This is a genomic window from Hymenobacter siberiensis (assembly GCF_018967865.2).
Classification (GTDB): Bacteria; Bacteroidota; Bacteroidia; order Cytophagales; family Hymenobacteraceae; genus Hymenobacter; species Hymenobacter siberiensis.
In genome coordinates this window covers 4,567,300-4,587,979 of the sequence record NZ_JAHLZY020000001.1, presented here as the reverse complement: position 1 = coordinate 4,587,979, position 20,680 = coordinate 4,567,300, and the positions used below count along the sequence as shown (strand labels likewise).

General features: G+C 60.8%; 15 protein-coding genes and 1 riboswitch. Of the genes, 4 read left to right on the top strand and 11 right to left on the bottom strand.

Translation table 11 applies throughout. The annotated features are described in order from the left end of the window. Positions 1–56 precede the first annotated feature (56 nt). From KQ659_RS20245 to KQ659_RS20225, 5 genes are all read right to left on the bottom strand, one after another. Complete coding sequence (locus KQ659_RS20245; protein WP_216679422.1) at positions 57–1,325, bottom strand: homoserine dehydrogenase; 1,269 nt, start codon at positions 1,323–1,325, stop codon at positions 57–59. Between the two features lie 146 nt (positions 1,326–1,471). Next, positions 1,472–2,500 carry a homoserine O-acetyltransferase family protein gene (locus KQ659_RS20240; protein WP_216685691.1) on the bottom strand — a complete coding sequence of 343 codons (1,029 nt, stop codon included), beginning with the start codon at positions 2,498–2,500 and terminating at the stop codon, positions 1,472–1,474. A 143-nt stretch (positions 2,501–2,643) separates the two neighbouring features. Next, the gene (locus KQ659_RS20235; protein WP_216690503.1) at positions 2,644–4,023 is read right to left on the bottom strand and encodes an O-acetylhomoserine aminocarboxypropyltransferase/cysteine synthase family protein; all 1,380 of its coding nucleotides are present in this window, start codon (positions 4,021–4,023) and stop codon (positions 2,644–2,646) included. A gap of 52 nt (positions 4,024–4,075) precedes the next feature. After that, on the bottom strand, positions 4,076–4,741 hold the full coding sequence (locus tag KQ659_RS20230) for a peroxiredoxin-like family protein (protein ID WP_216690504.1): 666 nt from the start codon (positions 4,739–4,741) through the stop codon (positions 4,076–4,078). Positions 4,742–5,110: 369 nt separating this feature from the next. Then, a riboswitch (SAM riboswitch) is annotated at positions 5,111–5,226 on the bottom strand. A gap of 267 nt (positions 5,227–5,493) precedes the next feature. Then, positions 5,494–5,775 (bottom strand): LysM peptidoglycan-binding domain-containing protein, encoded by a 282-nt coding sequence (locus KQ659_RS20225; protein ID WP_216679426.1) that lies wholly within the window; start codon positions 5,773–5,775, stop codon positions 5,494–5,496. A gap of 200 nt (positions 5,776–5,975) precedes the next feature. Here KQ659_RS20225 and KQ659_RS20220 point away from each other — a divergent pair, with 200 nt between their 5' ends. Then, positions 5,976–6,395, top strand: coding sequence for a hypothetical protein (locus KQ659_RS20220; RefSeq protein WP_216679427.1), 420 nt, complete (start codon positions 5,976–5,978; stop codon positions 6,393–6,395). A gap of 175 nt (positions 6,396–6,570) precedes the next feature. Here KQ659_RS20220 and KQ659_RS20215 read toward each other — a convergent pair whose 3' ends face one another. Both KQ659_RS20215 and KQ659_RS20210 read right to left on the bottom strand, forming a co-directional pair. Further along, positions 6,571–7,650, bottom strand: coding sequence for a lysylphosphatidylglycerol synthase transmembrane domain-containing protein (locus tag KQ659_RS20215; protein WP_216679428.1), 1,080 nt, complete (start codon positions 7,648–7,650; stop codon positions 6,571–6,573). A 141-nt stretch (positions 7,651–7,791) separates the two neighbouring features. After that, positions 7,792–10,740 carry a TonB-dependent receptor domain-containing protein gene (locus KQ659_RS20210; protein ID WP_216690505.1) on the bottom strand — a complete coding sequence of 983 codons (2,949 nt, stop codon included), beginning with the start codon at positions 10,738–10,740 and terminating at the stop codon, positions 7,792–7,794. A gap of 313 nt (positions 10,741–11,053) precedes the next feature. Here KQ659_RS20210 and dxs point away from each other — a divergent pair, with 313 nt between their 5' ends. Beyond that, positions 11,054–13,000: a 1-deoxy-D-xylulose-5-phosphate synthase gene (gene dxs / locus KQ659_RS20205; RefSeq protein WP_216690506.1), complete on the top strand. Its 1,947-nt coding sequence runs from the start codon at positions 11,054–11,056 to the stop codon at positions 12,998–13,000. 61 nt (positions 13,001–13,061) lie between these two features. Here dxs and KQ659_RS20200 read toward each other — a convergent pair whose 3' ends face one another. The 3 genes from KQ659_RS20200 to KQ659_RS20190 form a co-directional block, all read right to left on the bottom strand. Then, on the bottom strand, positions 13,062–13,601 hold the full coding sequence (locus KQ659_RS20200) for a hypothetical protein (protein ID WP_226930068.1): 540 nt from the start codon (positions 13,599–13,601) through the stop codon (positions 13,062–13,064). Then, on the bottom strand, positions 13,598–14,839 hold the full coding sequence (locus tag KQ659_RS20195; protein WP_216690508.1) for an AAA family ATPase: 1,242 nt from the start codon (positions 14,837–14,839) through the stop codon (positions 13,598–13,600). The genes KQ659_RS20200 and KQ659_RS20195 overlap by 4 nt, the downstream gene beginning before the upstream one ends. A 98-nt stretch (positions 14,840–14,937) precedes the next feature. Further along, entirely contained in the window at positions 14,938–17,760 is a 2,823-nt protein-coding gene (locus tag KQ659_RS20190; RefSeq protein WP_216690509.1) for a bifunctional transaldolase/phosoglucose isomerase, read from the bottom strand. A gap of 260 nt (positions 17,761–18,020) precedes the next feature. Between KQ659_RS20190 and KQ659_RS20185 the strand changes: the two genes are divergently transcribed. Together KQ659_RS20185 and KQ659_RS20180 are read left to right on the top strand one after the other, a co-directional pair. Then, positions 18,021–19,040 carry a LacI family DNA-binding transcriptional regulator gene (locus KQ659_RS20185; RefSeq protein ID WP_216685700.1) on the top strand — a complete coding sequence of 340 codons (1,020 nt, stop codon included), beginning with the start codon at positions 18,021–18,023 and terminating at the stop codon, positions 19,038–19,040. A gap of 40 nt (positions 19,041–19,080) precedes the next feature. Next, positions 19,081–19,848, top strand: coding sequence for an alpha/beta fold hydrolase (locus KQ659_RS20180; protein WP_216690510.1), 768 nt, complete (start codon positions 19,081–19,083; stop codon positions 19,846–19,848). A gap of 3 nt (positions 19,849–19,851) precedes the next feature. Here KQ659_RS20180 and KQ659_RS21955 read toward each other — a convergent pair whose 3' ends face one another. Next, on the bottom strand, positions 19,852–20,667 hold the full coding sequence (locus KQ659_RS21955) for an energy transducer TonB (protein ID WP_216690511.1): 816 nt from the start codon (positions 20,665–20,667) through the stop codon (positions 19,852–19,854). Between the last annotated feature and the right edge of the window lie 13 nt (positions 20,668–20,680).

The following is a 20,680-nucleotide window of genomic DNA, read 5'->3' as shown; positions in this document are numbered from 1 at the left end:
AACAAATAGATATGAAATATTCCTGACGTTTCGGGGCTATTTGGTGTTTGGGAGAATTATGCCCCGGCCGTTGCCTCGGTGCGGGCCTGCACCGTTTGCACTGCCCCGCTCAGCGGCCGCACTGCGCCCCGCCGCGCCACGAACAGACCATTGGTCCTCAGCTCCTGGCGCCAGGCCCACAGCTGCTGGAGGGCTACCGGGCCGGTGGCATAAGGTCCGTTCGCGTCAGTTTGTAGGGCGGTGGCGGGCAGCTCCAGCCAGGTCAGCACCTCGCGCAGCACACCCACGTCGGCGTGGCGCAGGTAGGTATCTATTTCCAAGGCGTGGGTCAGCTGCGTTTCGGGGGCATCGGCCCGCTTGGCATAGCCGTAGCGGTAGCCGCGCCGCAGGGCCAGCACATCGGCCAGCACCGCCGAGCCGGTGGGATGCCCGCCCGCGCCGCGCCCGCGCAGAAACTGCGGGCCGGCGTATTCGGCGTCAATCACCACCCCATTAAACTCGCGCTCGACAGTAAATAACGGCGACTCCGGCCCCAGCAGCTGCGGCGTAACCAGCGCCGTGATGCGGCCATCCGGCAGGCGCTGCACGGCCGCTACTACTTTGATTTTCTGCCCCTGCGCCGCCGCGAAAGCAATATCCGCCGCGCTGATTCCTTCGATGCCCAAATTCACTACCTCCTCAGCTTCCAGAAAAACCCCATAGGCGTGGGCCGCCAGAATCACGGCCTTCGAGCGCGGGTCAAACGCGCCCATGTCCAGCGACGGGTCGGTTTCGGCGAAGCCTTTGGCCTGGGCCTCGGCCAGGGCTGTTGCGTAGTCAGTGCCTTCCTCGCTCATACGCGTCAGCACGTAGTTCGACGAGCCGTTGAAGATGCCCTGCACCGCCCGCAGCGGCTCGTGGCTGAAGTAGCCATCCAGCGTGCGAATGATGGGAATGCTGCCGCACACGGCCGCTTCGTACAGTAACGTGCCACCGAAATCCAGCTCCAGCTGCACCAGCTCGGGCAGGTGCCGGGCCAGCATGGCCTTGTTGGCCGTGGCCACGCGGCGGCCCTGGCGCAGGGCCGCGCTCACCAGCCGGAAAGCCTCGGCCGGGTCGTCGATGACTTCTACCAGCACGTCCAGCGTCGGGTCGGCCAGCAAGTCATCCGCTCGAAAGCTGAAGTGCCCGGCGGACAGCGTACGGGGCTTATCGGGGTTTTTCACGGCAATGCGGGCAATGGTCAGTCCCAGTTCCGGCTGCCGCTGCACGATGTCATAAAAGCCCTGTCCTACGCAGCCAAAGCCAATCAGGCCAATGCGCAGGGGTTGTTTCTCAACGTCCATTCTCAAAGGGAAAAAAATGCGTCATGCCGAGCGCCGCCGAGGCATCTCGCGTGTGGTAGCAATCCAATCATAAGAAAAGAATTGCTGCTGCACGCGAGATGCTTCGGCGGCGCTCAGCATGACGTTCTGATTGTTTTTAGAATTAGTTAATGCACGAACGTAGGCGCGTAAAACAGCTCCAGAAAGTGCGTGATGGCCGCCGTTTCCAGCAAAAAGCCGTCGTGGCCGTAGCGCGAGTCCAGCTCGGCATACATGGCCCCCGGAATGTGCGCCGCCAGCTCGCGCTGCTCGCTCAGCGGGAACAGCACATCCGACGTAATGCCCAGTACCAGCGTGCGCGCCCCAATGCGGGCCAGCGCCGCCGGCACCCCGCCCCGGTGGCGGCCGAGGTTATGGGTGTCCATGCTCCGGCTCAACGACACGTAGCTATAAGCGTCGAAGCGCGACACCAGCTTGTCGCCCTGGTAGCGCTGATAGGCGCTGGCGCGGTGCTGGCGTAGCAGCGCGTCGTTGTCGGGGTCGGTCTGGGTTTCGGCGTAGGCCTCGTAGCTGCGGTAGCTGAGCAGGGCCATGGCGCGGGCGGCGCGCAGGCCATCGTCGCCCCCGCCGGGCTGGCCGGCGGCATAGGTCGGGTCGGCCTCAATGGCCAGCCGCTGGGCCTCGTTAAAAGCAATTCCCCAGGCCGAATGCCGGGCGTTGGTAGCGATGACAATCAGATGGTCGAACAAATCGGGGCGCAGCACGGCCCATTCCAGCGCCTGCTGCCCACCCAAAGAGCCGCCAATCAGTGTGTTGATATCCGCCAGGTCCAGCTCCTCCCGCAGTGCCTCGTGCGCCGCCACCAGGTCCCGGATGCTGAGCAGCGGGAAGTGCTGGAAGCGCGCCCGGCCGGTGGCCGGGTCGGCATCGAGCGGGCCGGTAGTGCCGTAGCATGAGCCCAACACGTTGGCACACAAGATAAACCACTCCGAAGGGTCGTAGTGGCAGCCCGGCCCTACCAGGCCCGGCCACCAAGCCAGCACGTCGGCATTGGCCGTGAGGGCGTGGCACACCCACACCACATTGTCGCGTTCTTCGTTGAGTTGGCCCCAGGTCTGGTAGGATACATGCGCCCCGGTCAGGGTTTCGCCGCTTTCCAGCTTAAGGTCAGGGAGTTCAAATAGTTGGGTTGGCATAATTCAATTAAATAGCACAGCTTTAGAACCAGCGAATCGGCCCGGAACAATAGTTTCTCACTCCCATTTCTCCTCCCATCACGGAAGAGGCCCGGGCCGATGCACCAATTCTTTTTTAGTAGTTAAGCGTTAACCACTAACCACTATACTTCCAGCGGCTGGGCGTGCTCCAGCTCGGGCTCGCCCACTTCCTGACCTTCCGTCGGCAGGCTGGCCGTGTTGCCGATGGCATCGAAAGCCGCCTGCAAATCAGCCTTGATGTCGTCGAAATGCTCAATACCCACCGACAGGCGCAGCGAGGTCGGCGTCACGCCGGCGGCCAGCTGCTCGGCTTCGCTCATTTGCTGGTGCGTGGTGGCCGAGGGCTGGATGATGAGTGTCTTGGCATCGCCCACGTTGGCCAGGTGGCTGATGAGCTTGAGGCTGTCGATGAATTGCATAGCGTTTTCCTTGGTGCCCTTCACCCGGAACGAGAGCACGCCGCCGAAGCCACGCTTCAGGTATTTCTGGGCAATGGCGTGGTAGGGGCTGCTGGCCAGGCCGGGGTAGTTCACACTTTCTACCTGCGGGTGCTGCTCCAGCCAGGTCGCTACTTTCAGGGCGTTTTCTACCGTGCGGTCCACGCGCAGGCTCAGGGTTTCGAGGCCAATGAGCAGCTGCCAGGAGTTGAATGGGCTGATGGCCGGGCCAAAATCACGCAGCCCTTCTACCCGCGCCCGGATGATGAAGGCGATGTTGCCAAACGGGCTGTTTTTGCCAAATACGTCGTTGAATATCAGGCCGTGGTAGCCTTCGCTGGGCTCGGTAAACTGCGGAAACTTGCCGTTGCCGAAGTCGTATTTGCCGCTGTCCACAATCACGCCGCCCACGCTGGTGCCGTGCCCGCCAATCCACTTCGTGGCCGACTCCACCACAATGTGCGCGCCGTGCTCCAGGGGCCGGAACAGGTAGCCGCCCGCGCCAAAGGTGTTGTCCACAATCAGCGGTAAGTCATGCTTTTTGGCAATGGCCGCGATGGCGTCAAAATCGGGAACGCTGAAGCTGGGATTGCCGATGGTTTCGAGGTAAATGGCCTTGGTCTTCTCGTCGATGTGCTCCTCAAACGAAGCCGGGTTGTCGCCATCTGCGAAGCGGGCCTCAATGCCCAGGCGCTTGAAGGCCACCTTAAACTGGTTGTAGGTGCCGCCGTAGAGGTAGGCCGTGCTCACAAAGTTGTCGCCGGCTTGCAGGATGTTGTTCAGGGCAATGAACTGGGCCGCCTGCCCCGAGCCCGTGGCCAGGGCGGCAATGCCGCCTTCCAGCGCCGCCACGCGCTGCTCGAACACGTCGGTGGTGGGGTTCATCAGGCGGGTGTAAATGTTGCCAAACTCCTTCAGCGCAAACAAGTTCGCGCCATGCTCAGCGTTTTTGAAAACGTAGCTGGTGGTTTGGTACAGGGGTACGGCGCGGGCACCGGTGGTGGGGTCGGGCTGCTGGCCGGCGTGAAGCTGGAGGGTTTCGAAGTGTTGGGGCTGAACGGACATAATACTGAGGTTTTAAGCGTGAAGCGTTGAATATTTCAGGTTTTAATCAGGGCTATAGCCGGGCCAGTGCATCGAGCAGCACGGTCGGGTCGGGACGTTCCTTGAAGTTGGCCTCGGTGGCGGCCCACGCAATGCTGCCGTCCTGGGCAATAATAAAGGTGCCCGTCAGAGGCAATTCGCCACTGTCGTCGCCGTTGAACACGGCCAGGTCGATGCCCACGCCGTGCAGGGTGTGGTACACGGCATCGCCTACTTGGTAGGCCAGTCCGTATTGCTTGGCCACCGTATTGCCAGCATCGCTGAGCACCGGGAATTGCAGGTTTTTTTCCTCCGCCGTGAGGCTGGTCAGGTCCAGCGTTTGGGGCGAAATGGCCACCAGTGTGGCGTTATTCGCGGTAAAGTGGGCCAACGCCTGGTTGTAGGCCCGCAGCTGCACGTTGCAATATGGGCACCAGTTGCCCCGGTAAAACACCAGCACCACCGGCCCAATTGCCCGCAGGCTGGCGAGCGAAACCGGCTGCCCATTGGCGTCGGGGAGGGTGAAATCGGGCGCAACCTGGCCGGTGCGGAGGCTGTGCTGAACCAGACCAGCCGCGTGTACGGCTGCAATGCCGGCATCAATGGTTTGGCTGGCGGTAGCGGGCAGCACATTGGCCAGGTGTTGGGCAGTAGCAGCCAGTTCGGGCTGAATGGATGCAGGAGCGATGAGCGTAGGCATACGAAGTGGAATGAAAAAAAGGGATTTCTTCGTTAGGACCTGGCCGCCAGGGTCAATTTGCCTGGTGCGGTACGCAGCGAGCCGGCGGTAAGCAGGGCCGTTTTAGCCAATCAGCCGGCGTAGCCCATTGGCACGCCCGGACGCTACGGCATTCCCACGAAGAAGAAAAGGAGAGGGGGGGCTAAGCCGAAATCAGCTTAGCAACAACACGGGCAACAACAACACATTCGCATTCGCATTCGGGCGAGGCTGGCGACCTGATTGTGGCCGCAAGGGGCCGAAATAGCAAAACCCGAAACCACGGTGCGCAAAGCAGCCGGAGCATTCGGGTTGAAAAAAGCGGAACGAGAAGAATTTTCCATGGCACTCGAATCATCTGCCCCATCGTGGCCGAGGCCGCTAGTGGGTAGGAATTGGCACCTTTCGTTGAGCGAAGGTTGCCAGTGGGTCACGGAGCCTAGTCTCTCGCCACTTCTGTATAAAACTTGAAAACTGCCCACCGTTAGCGGGGAGTACCTGTTTGGTATCGGCAAATGTACGAGAGAATTTTTGGGATGAGCAAGTATTGCCTCGAAAATATTTTTCGGTTTCGGTTTTTTCAGACCGTCATGCAGAGCGCAGCGAAGCATGACGGTCTTTTTTCTTTGTTTCGAATTTCTTTGTTTCGAAGTCGTTCTTTCGATTCCTTCAAACGCAAAAAAGCCACCCTGAAACAGAGTGGCTTTTCTCACCTTTTTTCTGCAAAAAAGTACCTAGAGACTAGGTAGGGTCAACACCTGACCGATTTCAATCAGGTCGGGGTTGTTGCCGATGAGCGCCTTGTTGGCGTCGTATATCTGGTGCCACTTGGCGGCGTCGCCGTAGTGGTGCTTTGCAATTTTAGAAAGAGAGTCGCCGCTTACTACGGTGTACGTATCGCCGGTAGCATCCGGTTTGGCATTGCCAAAAAAATCGGTGCCGCCAGCCGCCGGCTTAGCTGCGGGCTCTACGGGCTTCTGGTCGCCTTTGTCGCTGATGAAATCGAAGAGTCCCATGGTTTCGGTGATTAAATGGAGAGATAGATTCTGCCGGAAACGCTTGCAGGCCGGAAACGCTTGCAGGCGGGCCGACGGGGTTGCTATACGGGCAAGCTTAGGCGGGGTTGCGCCCTAAACTCTTTTGCGTCTGCGTCGTAAGTCGACGAGTCCGCACCTTGCGCGTCATCTTCATTCTTTCACCATTACCCTTTGTGCACATGAAACTTCAGTCTCTTTTTTCGCTCCGTTACTTCGCCAGCCTGTTGCTGCTTGTGTCGCTCTTTGCCGCTTCCTGCAGCAACGACAAGGGCAAGGTGGAAGGCGTGAACATGCTGTACGGCACCGATAGCAAGGTGTGGAAAACCGCCAAGGAAACCGACACCAGCGGCGACAAAGTGAAGCAAACCGATGCTCAAAAACAGGAAGAACTGCGCATTTTCGCCAACGGCACCTACAACATGACCGGTGCCAGCGGAGCCGTGTCGGGCAAATACACGTTCGACCAGGCCGGCAAAACTATTACCATGACGCCCGACGGCGCGACCACCAGCAACACCTTCGCTGTGGAAACCCTCACCGACAAGAAACTCACCCTGAAGTCGGCCGACGGTGCCGCGCTGATGCTGGAAAAGGAGTAGATTACTCTGGATTCAACCCAACGAAAAGCCTCGAACCAGACTGGTTCGGGGCTTTTTTTATGATGAAGCTGTTTAGAAAGTCCCCGAACGGTCATGCAGAGCGCAGCGAAGCATGACCGTTCGGGGACCTTTTGCGACTTTCTAAACAACTCCGATATGAGCTACAACGCTCGCGTTACTGCTGTGCCGGCCGCTTCGCAAATACCCGCCCCACCCAGCGCGGCAAAAACACGCTGCCCAGCACCAGATACAGGTAATACGTGACCACCCGATACAGCAGCACCATGAAGCTGGTGAGCGTGGCCGTACCGATAAACTTGCCGAAAAACGTGGGAAACGCGCCCTCCACAATACCCGCCCCGCCCGGCGTGATGGCCAGCAGCAGCAGCACTTTGTAGGTGAGGTTGCGGGCGAAAATGAACAGGAACGTGTCCGTGTCCATCGGCACGAAGGCGGCGATGAGGCAGCCGATGACGAGGTAGCGGGCCGTCCAGACGAAGAAGGTGCTGCCCGCCGCCCGCCACCAGTAGATGGCCGGATTGCCGCGCAACTGGATGGACGCATCCATCATGCCCTGGCCGTGCTTGTAGGCCGAGCGCTGCCAGCGCCGCATCAGCCGGAACGAGAACAGCCGCACCAGCAGCCGCCGCACCGATTTCGGATTGACGAAAATGGCGTACAGCATCAGGCCCGCGTAGGCCGTAACGGCCACGTAGCTCACGACAAACGCCACGCGCAGCGTGGCGATAAAGGCGCCCTGCATGGCCTCGTGCGGGTAGAGCCCGGCCCCGGCGATGAGAACGACCAGCGGCACCATGATGACGTAGTACAGGTTGTCCATCAGGGCCGTAACCATGATGTAGGCCATGGACTTACCCAGCGGAATGCCTTCCTTGTTCAGAATGAACGAAGCCACCGCCGTGCCGCCCACCGCCGAGGGCAGCACGCAGGAGGCAAACTCCCAAATCATAATCACATCGAGGCTCTGGCGGTAGCTCAGCACCCGTTCGGTGATGTGCCGGATGCGGTAGATGTAGCCAAAATCGCGGCCCAGCAGTACCAGCAGCGTAACCAGCAGCCACGAGTAGCTGGCGTGGGCCAGGGGGGCCAAATCGCCGGGCTTGTAGCTGCGCCAGAACATGAACCCCACCACGCTCAGGCCAATCACGACGGGCAGAATGAGCCGCGAGGGCTGCAAGCGCTGCAAAAAATGCGCGTCGTCTTCGGGCAGGGGAGCGAGGGGTTTATCGGTCATCGAAGGAAATAAAGCAGCCGGGCAAAAGTAGGGAGTAGCCAGCCGACGACTGATTAAAAATGGATTAAGGAGATATGAAAAACGTCATGCTGCAACAAGCACAGCATGACGTTTTTCAGTATTAACCCTCTTAGCATTGTGCTAGGGCCGGCCGCCGGGGCTGCCGGCCGGTACGGTGCCGTTGGGCGTGCTGGTGCCGGGTGAGGGCGCATTGGCCGGCGCGTTGATGGGGTTGTTGGCCGGGGCCGGGGTTTGGCGATTGGTTGAGTCGGCGGGCTGGGCCGTGGTGGGGCGCAGGCCGGGGTAGCCGCCGGGGCGCTGGCCGGGCTGGGGACGGCTGGTGCTGTCGGTAGCGGGCTTGCCGGAAGTGCCGTCGGCGGGTGCGGTGCCGCGCTGCTGGCCGGGGTAGCCGCCGGGGCGGGCACCAGCGCCGGCCGGAGCCGCGCCAGGGTAGCCGCCGGGGCGGGCCGTGCCGGCGGGCGCGCCGGACGGGGCACCACCCGTTGGGCGAGCGCCACCACCACCGGATGCCCCGCCGCCGGGCGCGCCACCGCCGCCTATGTCACCGCCGCCTTCGCCGCCGCTTTTCAGGTCGTCGTTGTTGATGGTTTTGCCGCGGCGGGTGGGCGGGGCCACCGTCAGCTTGCCAATGCGGTAGCTCACGTTCACCTTAAAACTCATGTTGTGCAGCACGTTGCGGCTGGCCTGGTCGATGAGGGGCGACACCACGGTGTTGCGAATGGTGATGCTGGGCGTGAAGAAGTTCTCGGCCCCGAAGCCGATGCTACCGCGCTTCTCGGCAAAGTCGCGCTTCACGCTGAGGCTGTATACGCCGAAGCCACTCTGGGTGCCCTGCAGCTGCACTTGGTTGCCGCGATAGAACACGAAGGCCTGCAGGCCCCACACCGGCGTGAAATTATAGGAGCCAAACACGCGGCCGCTCATCACAAAGCCTTCGTTGTAGGCGTTGAAATTGCGGTCGGGCACGTTGTTGGTGAGGGTGATATAATAGGCATCGATGCCCGCGTTGAGGCTTAGTTTGCCGTTGTTGATGTTGGCGAACAGGCTGCCGCCATAGGAGTTCTGCTGGCCAATATTAGCGTAGCTGGTTTGCACGGTATCGGCACCCCGCACCGTGCGCAGCGCCTCAATGGAGCCCGTGGTATTGCGCATGAACGTGCTGAAGTTCAGGTTCAGGCGCTTGTAGGCGGTGCTGTAGCCCAGCTCGTAGTTGTTGGTGTATTCGGGAGCCAGCTTGGGGTTGCCAAAGCTGATATTCTTGGGGTTCTGCGCGTTCACGTTGGGGTTCAGGAACTGCAGCGACGGGCGCTGAATGCGGCGGTTGTACGCCAGCTTCAGCACGTTGCCGTTCGAGAGCTTGCGCGAGAGGTTCACGCTGGGCACCAGCACGTCGTAGTTGGGAATACTAACGGGCGTGGCCGAATTCGCAAAATCGGCGCTGATGGCCGTGTACTCGTAGCGCAGGCCGGGCTTCAGGGTGAAGCCCTTGGGCAGGCCCAGGGTATAGGCCACGTAGCCGGCCGTCACGTTCTGGCGGTAGGTGAAAATGTTGTTGGTCGACAGCCCCACCGACGGCACCACCTCGCCGCTGGCCCCGAAAGACGTAGTGGTATAGTCCGAATTCACGCGCCGCAGAATGTTCTTCGCGCCCATTTCCAGAATCTGGGTTTTGCTGATGGGGTTCTGATAATCAAGCTGAACGGTGTATTCCTCGTTGTAGCTGGGGTTGTCGTTCACGATGCTGGCCGGACTGTTGGGCAGCGTCGTGTTCAGAATGGAGTTGGTGTAGCTGTTGGTGCGGTCGTTGCGGCTGAACAGCGTGAGCAGGCTGATTTCGTGCTGCGGTTTGGCGAAGTTGTGGGTATAGTTCAGGCTGGCGTCCACGGTGCCCGACAGGTCTTTCGAGTAGGTGTCGCGCAGGTCGGTGCCGGAGGGCGTGCCGGTGGCGAAGGCTCCTTTGTAGCTGGTGCGCAGCAGGCCATCCTGGTAGTTGCGGCCGCTGCGGGTGCCGTAGGCCACCGAGGCCTGCAGGGAGTTGAACTTGTCGATGTCGTAGTCCCAGCCCAGCGTGTAGCGCCCGAAAATCTGCTGCAGGCGGGTATTGGCCGATTGCAGGGTGGTGGTAGCCTTGTCGTCGGCAAGGCTGCGCGTCACTTGCGTGTTCGAGAACTCGCCCGGTACGTTGTACTGCGCCCGCCCGAAGCCGCCCAGCGAAAAGCCCATTTTGCCCGTGCGCAGGCCGCCGTTCAAACTCAGGTTGCTGCTACGAACGCCAACGCTGGCGTCGATGCCCAGCGTGGCCCCGCGCAGGTTGTTCTGCTTGGTAATGATATTGATGATGCCGCCCGAACCCTCCGCGTCGTACTTGGCCGAGGGCGAGGTGATGACCTCCACCGTCTTAATCTGGTCGGCCGGAATCTGCTTCAGCGCATCGGCAATGCTGTTGGCCGCTATAGTCGAAGGCTTGTTGTTAATGAGGACTCTGATGTTGCTGGAGCCGCGCAGGCTCACGTTGCCATCCAAATCCACGCTCAGTAGCGGCACACGCTTGAGCACGTCGGTGGCGTCGCCGCCCCGGGCGGTCTGGTCGTTTTCGGCGTTGTACACCGTGCGGTCCACCCGCTCCTCGATAATGGCCTTCTGGCCCGTTACCACTACTTCGCCCAGCTTCTGGGCCGAGGTGCCGAGTGCCACCGTGCCCAGGCTAATCACGCCGCCGGCGGGCACTACTACGCCGGGGCGGTCTTCATTTTTGTAGCCCAGGAAGCTGATTTGCACCGTGTAAGTGCCGGCCGGAATGCCGGCCAGCACAAATTTACCGTCGTCGCCGGCCACGCCGCCGTTCACGGGTGCGCCGGCCGCGTCCAGCACCGCCACCGTGGCGTAGGAAATGGGCTTGCCGGTGGTGGCATCGGTCACGGTGCCGCTGATGCGGCCCGCTGCCGCGCGGGCCGGAGCCGCCGAAGCCGGGCGGGCACCCGTGGGCGGGCCTTGCTGCGCGAACGACAAATGACTGATTGCCAGTAAGCCGGAGAGTAATAAGGCAGTAGCCGGTAAGGTTCGTTTCATACAATTCATAACGGCCAAAGTGCCGTAATTGGGGCCGGAGGTTGCATCCTGCCGGTACTTTTGTTGTTTGTGAGGCGAGCTGATTGGTCGCTGTATCGCTATTCAGCGCTTGCGCATTACGTAAAGGTCTTTGCTGCCAGTATGTTTCCCGCCGGAAACTAGATTACTAAACCTCAAACCCCGACCAAACCCCCAATTCCATCGCGCCCAACAACCGCACTTCGCGCCGCGTCGTACCTTTATGCCAGCCCGATAATCTTTTAGCGGGTCAGGCGGTTAACTCTCCGTCACCCATTCCACCACGCCTGCCCCGATGATAGTTGAACCCGGCCCGCTGCTAGCGGCGATTGACTCGCCCGACGACCTCAAAAAGCTCGCCCCCGAGCAGTTAGTCCAGCTCAGCACCGAGCTGCGCAACTTTATAATCGATTCCGTTAGTATTTACGGCGGCCATTTTGGGGCCTCGCTGGGCGTGGTTGAGTTGACCGTGGCGCTGCACTACGTCTTCAATACGCCGCACGACCAGCTGATTTGGGATGTAGGCCACCAGGCCTACGGCCACAAAATTCTCACCGGTCGCCGCGAAAATTTCCCGACTAACCGCCGCTATAAGGGCATGTCGGGCTTCCCTAAGCGCAGCGAAAGCCCGTATGATGCCTTCGGCGTGGGGCACAGCAGCACCAGCATCGGGGCGGCGCTGGGCATGGCCGTGGCCTCGGACTACAAGGGTGAGTTCGACCGCCAGCACATCGCCGTAATCGGCGACGGGGCCATGACGGCGGGTATGAGCTTCGAGGCCATGAACCAGGCCGGCGTGCTCAACAATAACATGATTGTCGTGCTGAACGACAACTGCATGAGCATCGACCCCAACGTGGGCGCGCTCAAGGAGTACCTTACCGACATCACCACCTCCCGCACCTATAACAAGGTGCGCGACGAGCTCTGGAACGTGCTGGGCAAGCTCTCCAAATTCGGCCCCAACCCCCAGCAGATTGCCCGCAAAGTAGAGGCCGCTATGAAGGCGACCCTCATGAAGCAGAGCAACCTGTTTGAGGCGCTGAAATTCCGCTATTTCGGCCCCGTCGATGGCCACGACGTGCAGCACCTCGTCACCATCCTCAACGACCTGAAATCCATTCCCGGCCCCAAACTCCTGCACTGCGTGACGGTGAAGGGAAAGGGCTACGCGCTGGCCGAAAAAGACCAGACGCTATGGCACGCCCCAGGCCTGTTCGATAAAATCACGGGCGAGATTTACAAAAAGGTGCCCACTGCACCCCAGCCGCCCAAGTACCAGGACGTGTTTGGCCACACGCTGGTGGAACTGGCCGAGGCCAACGACAAAATCATGGGCGTGACACCGGCCATGCCCTCGGGCTCGTCGCTGAACATTATGATGGCCGCCATGCCCACCCGCGCCTTCGACGTGGGCATTGCCGAGCAGCACGCCGTCACGTTTTCGGCCGGTCTGGCTACGCAGGGGCTGATTCCGTTCTGCAACATCTACTCCTCGTTCATGCAGCGGGGCTACGACCAGGTGGTGCACGACGTGGCCCTACAAAACCTGCACGTCGTGTTCTGCCTCGACCGCGCCGGCTTTGCCGGGGCCGACGGCCCCACCCACCACGGCTGCTACGACCTGGCCTTCATGCGCTGCATCCCCAACATCGTGGTTTCGGCCCCGATGAACGAGCAGGAGCTGCGCAACCTGATGTACACCGCCACCCTACCCGAAAACGCCGGCCCCTTCAGCATCCGCTACCCGCGCGGCGAGGGTGTGATGCCCGCGTGGCGCACGCCGCTGCAGCGCGTGGCCATCGGCACGGGCCGCGTGGTGCGCGAAGGCGAAGAGGGCGGCGTGGCCATCCTCAGCATCGGCCACATCGGCAACTACGCCGTGAAAGCCACCGAGGCGCTGGCCGCCGAAGGCTTCTCGGTGGGTCACTACGACATGCGCTTCTGCAAGCCATTGGATGAGGAAATGCTGCGCGACGTGGCCCGCCGCTACCGCGCCATCGTGACCGTGGAGGACGGCTGCCTGCCCGGCGGCTTCGGCTCGGCCGTACTCGAATTCCTGGCCGACCACGGCTTCCAGCTGCCCGTCGTCCGCCTCGGCATCCCCGACCGCGTGGTGGAGCACGGCACCCAGGATGAACTCTATAAGGAGTGCGGCTTCGATGCCGCCGGCATTGCCCAGGCCGTGCGTGAGCTGGGAGCTAAAGTGACTGCTGACTCACTGGCGACTGTGCTGCAGTAGCTGAGTTTTTGAGACAAGGAGAAGCCCCCGTAGCTAGTGCTGCGGGGGCTTCTTCGTGTAACTATATAGTCCTTGACTTGGTGACTTTAAACTTCACCTTCAGCGTGGGGAAAGTCGTTTTCAATTTATCCTTGGCGGCCTGCATAGAAATCGTGTTGAGTGGGCGGGCAAGGCGGCGGCTCACGAAAGCAATAGCTTCTATTTGGGTTTCGTCCAGAAATATGCCGTGTTGCTCAAAGCGTCGGATAGTTGGAATCAGTTGCTTCAAAGCCTGCTGAATGCGTTCGGCAACTTTGGTTGTTCTGCCCACTGGCTGGCCGAGCTTGAACTCGATAAACGCAATGCTCTCGTTCCAGAATACGGCATAATCACACCGTTTGGGCGACTTCGAGGTTGGGTACAAGCAGCCATCAACCGCGATGGTATGAAAGTCGCGGCCGGTTGGATTTGTGATTTCAAAATCCAGGTCCTTATCGCGGGTTCCGGTACGGTACAACGCCACTTTTTGGTTAGGGCAGTCGAAGATGCGGCGAACCGTTCGGGTATGATGCACAATGCACTGCGAGCCATGTGGATAAGCCCGCGCTATCCGGTTCTTCATTTCTTGACCGGTTTAACTTTGGCAACTGCTTTTTTCTCCGGTACCCGCAGGTCCGTCAGGCGGTCAAACACGTCGGCAAACTCGCCGGATACTTCGTCCAACTGACTCTCACTCAACAGGCCTGTTTTAGAGTCGAAAATGCTTGTAGCGCCGCCCTTTGCCACGAAATAAGCGCTGAACTCCTCCGCTTTCAGCCAATATTTTTCAGGAATCAGCTTCGCTACTTTTTTGTGTTGGTACGGGAATAGCGTGGCTACTTTATTGGCATAAAGCGCGAGATTCAACGCTGATAGCACGTAAGGGCTGTGCGTGGTAATAGTGAGGTCGTTCTCGCCCTGCGTGCATTTCTCCAGCAGTGTGTACACCAAATCGCGCTGGGCCGTGGGGTACAGGTTCAACTCGGGCTCTTCAATAATGAAGCTCTGCGCCTGCTCAGTGTTGCGGCTCAGATGCTCCAGCAGCACCAGCAGCGGCGTGACGGATTGGATGCCGCTGGCGGTTTCGTAGAGCCGGAAAAGGGTTTCGCTTTCGGGGATTTTGATAAAATCCTTACCGTCGCTGTGAAGGTATTTGACGTTGAGAAAAGGAATATCTAATTCATGAACGTCTTTACGAGAAACAGAAAAGGCATTAGCGAAATCAAGAATGTCTTTAGGCAAACCAATATCATCTCTCAATAGACCAGCCCACGAATACTCAACAGAAGGGATGAAAACTCGGTTGCTTGTGAAATAAGTCGTGGTAATTACACCTTCTGTTAAAAGCTTTGAAATGCTATTATTCAAAGCATTTTGAATCGAGTCGAGGTCATTGCTAGCATCACTTGGCCCGTAAAGATTCTTCAGTAATTCTTCAACAGAGTTTCGTATATTCTCTTGTGATAGAGTGATTTTAGTTGAGCTTTGGCTCTCAGTAGTAGGAGAAATATTGCCAGATGGTTTAGTAGACTTGCCATTGTCAAAGTTTAAATCTGACAATAGTGTAAACTGTTTGTCATCATATCGCCAAGTAAATCTGGTGGCATCATTGAATGATTTCTCAAGTGAAAAATCATCGAAGAATTTTTTGCGTTTTTTTAGGCCAAATGTATTGAGTGCTCCATTCCGGAATATCGCCGCCAGCTTTGCCAGCGTGCTCTTGCCGCCGCCCGTGGGCCCGATGAAAACGGTCACGCGCTTGAAGTCCACGGTGGCGTCTTTGATGGGGCCGAAATTCTTGACAACTAGCTGCTCGTTCATGGGATTTTCAACAAAGGGACGGGCCCAAAAGTAACACGCGGCGGCCCCCGTTGCCGGGAACCGCCGCGTGGCAGGTGGTAGCCGAAGCTACACGGGGGTTACTTCAACTCCAGCGCGGCCAGCATGGTCTTCAGGCCGGCCTCGGCATCGGAGCCCAGGTTCACGCGCAGGGTGCGGCGGCCGTTGTCGAGCAGGGCCTGCAGGTCGCCGAGGGCCTGGGCATTCTTGAAGGTGCCGAAGGTGTAGGAGCGGCCGGGCAGGGCTAGGTCCTGCGGGTTGTCATCGGTGAACTGGATGAACAGGCCGGTGTTGGGGCCGCCCTTGTGGTACTGGCCGGTGCTGTGCAGGAAGCGCGGGCCGTAGCCCGAGGTAGTGGCAATGTGCAAAGCATTCTGCACACGCTGGCGCAGCTCCAGCAGGCTGGCGCTCACGGCGGGCGTTTCGGTCAGGTAGGCCTGCAGGCACATGAAATCGCCGGGCTTGGCTTGCGCGAAGAAGGCTTTCAGCACGCCGGCGGCACCTTCGCCGTGGGCGGCGGTGTAGTAGTCTACGCCGTTTTCGCTGGCGGCGGGCTTGTCGCCTTCAGGCAGCTGGCCGGTGGCTTCCACGGCCTTCATCAGCTTGTCGGTGGCCGTTTTGGCGGCCTGCACGTTGGGCTGGTCGAAGGGGTTGATTTGGAACACGGCACTGGCCACGGCCGTGGCCACTTCCCAGCGGTAGAACTCCTGGCCGAGGTCGAAAGCGTCCTTCATCAAGAGCGTGATGACGGGGTGGCCGGCAGCAGCCAGAGCCTCCAGCTTGGCGGTGTTGGCCTCGTCGCGCTGGCCCTTGTAGCCCACGTATACAAACACGCGGTCCTGGCCGTAGATGGCGGGCTCGCCCAGGGGCTCACCGGCCACGGGCAGGATGCCCTTGCCTTCCTTGCCGGTGCTTTCGGCGATGAGCTGCTCCAGCCACAGACCGAGGTCGTGCAGGGCATCGGGCACTACGATGGTGAGCTTGTCGCGGCCCTGCTGGGCCAGCACGCCCAGGGTAGTGCCGAATTCCAGGCCGGGGTTTTTGTCGGTAGCACCGTAGGCTCCGCAGGCGCGCATCATTAAAATGGCGCGCTCCAGAATCTCACCAATCGGCAGGCCGTAGAGGGCCGCCGGCACCAGGCCGAAGTAGGTGAGGGCCGAGAAACGGCCGCCCACTTCTGGGAAGTTGAGGAAGATGTGGCGGTAGTTGGCGGCCGTGGCATCGGTCACAAACTTGGAGCCCGGGTCGGTGATGGCCACGAAGTTTTCGCCGGCCTTGTCGCCTTTCAACTCCTTCACTTTGGCGTAGAAATAGTCGCCGAAGGCCAGCGGCTCGGCTGTAGTGCCGGACTTGCTGGCCACGATAAACAGGGTATCGGCCACCGGAATCGAGGCTTCGATGGCGCGCACCGCGCCGGGGTCGGTGGTGTCGAGTACCGACATCGGCAGGCCATTTTCGCCTTTTTCAAAAGCCGACTTGAATACGATGGGGGCCATGGTGCTGCCGCCCATGCCCATCACCACGACGTGCTTGAAGCCGGCGGCCTGCACCGAATGCACGAACTGCTCAATTTCGGTCACGCGGCCCACCATGGTTTCGGCCACGCGCAGCCAGCCCATGTAGCTGCGGATGCTGTGCTGGCCGGCTTCGTCGGCCGTCCACAGGTCGGCCTTTTTGTCCCAGAAGCCGGTTACGAAATCATTGGCCTTGAATTTGGCAATCTGGGCATCGATGTCAGCCTGGTATTTCCCCAGCTCCATTTTGGAGTCGTCTACCTGGTCTTCCACGGCTAGGGCGCGCTTCTTTTCGATGGACTGCATGAGCTTGGCGAAGGGCTCCTTGAATTTGGTCGCGCCGTCTTCTTCGAGGTGCTGGGTCAGCGCTTCGAGGTCGAGGCCGAGTTCCGGCAGGCTGCTTAGCGTCTGGCGGGCCTGGTCGAGGTTGTCTTCGATGGTCACGGCTACTTTGCCTTCTTTGCCGAAAAGGTCCAGCGTTTCCACTGGCACGGTGTTCACGGTGTGCGGGCCGATGAGGCCGTCCACGTAGCGCAGGTTGTCGTATTTGGGGTTTTTGTTGCCGGTGCTGGCCCACAGCAGGCGCTGCGTGGGGGCACCCTTGGCGGCCAGGTCCTCCCAGCGCGGGCCCGAGAAAATCTCCTTGTAAATCTGGTAAGCTTGTTTGGCGCTGGCCAGGGCCACTTCGCCCACGAGGCTTTCGGCCAGCTTGCCTTTCTCGCCGCCTTCAGCCGCGATTTTCTCCAGCATGGGGTCAATCAGCACGTCGATGCGGCTCAGAAAGAAGCTGGCCACCGAGTCGATGCGGGCCAGCGGCTTGCCGGCTTTGGCGCGGTCTTCGAGGCCGGCGATGAAGGCTTCAGCCACCAGCCGGTAGCGCTCCAGGCCGAAAATCAGGGTCACGTTCACGTTCACGCCTTCCGAAATGAGGCGGCGGATGGCGGGCAGGCCCTCCAGCGTGGCCGGCACTTTTATCATCACGTTGGGGCGGTCCACGGCTTTCCACAGGGCCAGGGCCTCGGCGATGGTGCCTTCGGTGTCGTTCACCAGTTCGGGCGATACTTCGAGGCTCACGTAGCCGTCGGAGCCGTGGTCGGGGCCGTCGTAGAGGGGGCGGAACAGGTCGGTGGCCGCCTGCACGTCGGACACGGCCAGGTTGGTGTAGATTTCGTCGGTGGTTTTGCCCTGCAAAGCCAGCGCCTTGATGGCCGAATCGTAGTCGGCGGTATCACCGATGGCCTTGGCGAAGATGGCCGGGTTGGAGGTCACGCCGCGCAGGGCTTCGTCGCTGATGCGGTGCTGGAGCTTGCCGTCGATGATGATGGGGCGGCTGATAAAGTCCAGCCACAGGCTTTGGTCGAACTGGCGGATGTCAACGAGAGGGTTCATAGAGTCGCAATTGGTTCAGAGGGGCCAAAGGTCCGGAAAGACGGGCGTTGTTGTACCGTTTCGGCCGGTGTAATTGGGGGATTGACGATAAAAAGTTACGTCCTTATACGGCGGGCGGACGGGTTTGCACCAGGCCGTCAGGCAATCGTTGCGGCACTTCTGCTAGCTTTACGCACTGCATTGCTATTTATCGCATCATTAAAATGGCTGGACGCCGCCCTTCTGCCAAACCATCTGACGCAGGCCACAGCTCGGTTTCCATGGCCGATTTGGCCCGGGAGCTGGGCGTGTCGATGACCACGATTTCGCGGGCGCTGAGTGACCATCATAGTATTGGGCCGGCCACCAAGCAGGCCGTGCTTAAGCTGGCCAAAAAGCTGAACTACCAGCCCAACCGCATGGCCTCGTCGCTGCGCAAGGGCACCAGTACGCTGCTCGGCGTGATTGTGCCCCACATCGAGGGGCGCTTCTTTGCCTCGGTGGTGCACGGCATCGAAACGGTGGCCAGCAAGGCCGGCTATAGCGTTATTATCTGCCAGTCGAGTGAAGACGTGGCCCAGGAGCGCAAGAACCTCGAAACGCTGCTCAGCGCGCAGGTGGCGGGTATTCTGGTGTCGGTTTCGCGCACCACGCTCGATTTGCGGCATTTTGATAAAGTGCTCAGGCGCGGGGTGCCGCTGGTGTTCTTCGACCGCCTGCTGGAGGGAGAAAACGTGAATGCCGTGGTGCTCAACGACCAGGATGGCGCCCTCCAGGCCACCCGCCACCTGCTGGAGCAGGGCTGCCGCCGCGTAGCGCACCTGGCCGGCCCGCAGCACATCAATATTTACCGCAACCGCCGCCAAGGCTACCTCAACGCCCTGCAAAGCCACGGCCTTGCCGCAGATGAAAGCCTGATTATCGACTGCGACATGACGCTGGAAGGCGGCCGGGCGTGCATGCAGACGCTCCTGGCCCTGCCCACCCCCCCGGATGCCGTGTTTGCGGCCGGCGACTCGGCCATTCTCGGCGCCCTCCAGGTGCTGAAAAGCCGGGGCCTGCGCGTGCCGCAGGATGTGGCCCTGGCCGGCTTCAGCAACGAGGACCTGACCATGGTGGCCGAGCCTAACCTCACCTCCGTGGACCAGCGCTGCGAGGAAATGGGCCAGGCGGCTTTTCGCCTCTTCACCGATTTGGTAGCGGCCGACGGCACGGCGTTTTCGCAGCGGCAGGTGGTGTTGCAGCCGCAGCTGTTCGTGCGGGAGTCGTCGGTGCGGCAGGCAGAACAGGGTGCAAAATAAATTGTAGAGGCGAAAAGGCCGGAACGTTACTTTTGCCCGTATGACTCCCGCCTCCACCCCGCCCACCATTGTTTTCCTCCATGGCTTTGCCGAAAGCCGGGAGGTGTGGACCGACTTCACCCGCGCCTTCCCCGACGGCTACCGCCTGCTGGCCCCCAACTTGCCCGGCCACGGCACCAATCTGGCCCCCGTGCCTGATTTTTCGATGGAAGCCCAGGCCCGCTATGTCATCGACTACCTTAACCAGAAAGGCTGCCCCGACCCGGTCTTGCTGGTGTGCCACAGCATGGGCGGCTACGTGGCCCTGGCCCTGGCCGAGCGCTGGCCCCAGCGCGTGGCCGGCCTGGCCCTCATCAACTCCACGGCCCTGGCCGATACCGATGAGAAGCGCCAGAACCGCGAGAAGAACATCAGCTTCGTGGAGCGCCACGGGGTGGGCAAGTTCATGGAATCGTTCGTGCGCCCGCTTTTCGCGCCCTCCAACCGCGACAAGCTGACCGACGCCCGCGGCCTGCTCGAGGAAATTGGCAAGGCCACTCCTGAAACCACCATCACCGGCGCATTGCGCGGCATGGCCGTCCGCCCCGAGCGCACTCAGGTGCTGGCCAAAGCCCCCTTTCCAGTGCTGCTGGTGGCCGGCAAGCACGACGTGGCTGTGCATTTCGACGATGCTGTTCGGCAGGCAGCCCTGCCGCCGGTTGGCGCGGCGCTGTTTCTGGAAGGCAGCGGGCACCTCTCGTACCTGGAGCAGCCCGAGGCCACGCGCCGGGCGGTGCTGGCGCTGGCGGCGGCGGTGTTTGGGCGGTAGGTTTTATTGAATTTTGAAGGTGATGGGCAATACGTAGCTCATCCTGACCGGCCGGCCATTCAGCTGCGCCGGCGTGGTGGCGGCCGGCAATTGCCCGATGGCCTGCCGCACTGTGGCATCAAGGGCATTGCCGGCTGAACCCAGGATTTCGGTGTGCTCAAGCGCGCCGGTTTCGCTCACCTCAAACGCGGCGTACACGGTGCCTTGCTGGTGGGCACGCAGGGCTTCGGGTGGGTACTTCACCGCCATTTGGGTGCACGCAACAAGGCCGCTGCCCGACGACTCGAACCGGGCGCGCCGCGCCGGGTCATTCAAAATTTTGTCGAAGTAAGAGTTGCGGCGAGTGGGCAAGGCTTGGGCCAGGGTACCGAACACCGGGTTTTGGTCGGCATAGGCATACGGCTGCGCGGCCAGGGGCGTGGTGAAATCCAGCACGAGGCTGATGCGGGCCGGCTGGTTTTTGGGTGACGCTTCGGGGTCGGGTGGGGCCGGCTGCCAGGCGGGCATGTGGGCTTCCAGGTAGTTTAGCGCCGTGGCGGTGGCTTCTACCAGCGGCTTGCTCAGCGGCTCGGGCGGGCGTACCATGGTGTAGTTGGTCGGCTGGCCATCGGCCTTCAGCTCGAACTGTACCAGCATGCGGCCCGCTGGCGTAGCGCCGGCCTGCCGCATGCTGCGGCCCATCAGGGCGCGCAGCGAGTCGGGGCCACCGGGAAAGCGCGGGCCGGCATAGGCCGCGGGTGGGGTTGGGGCCTGCGCCAGTACGGAGGCAGCCGGGGCCAGCAGCAAGGCTGCTGCCGCACAGATAAATATTTTTTTCACGGGAGTAAACGCG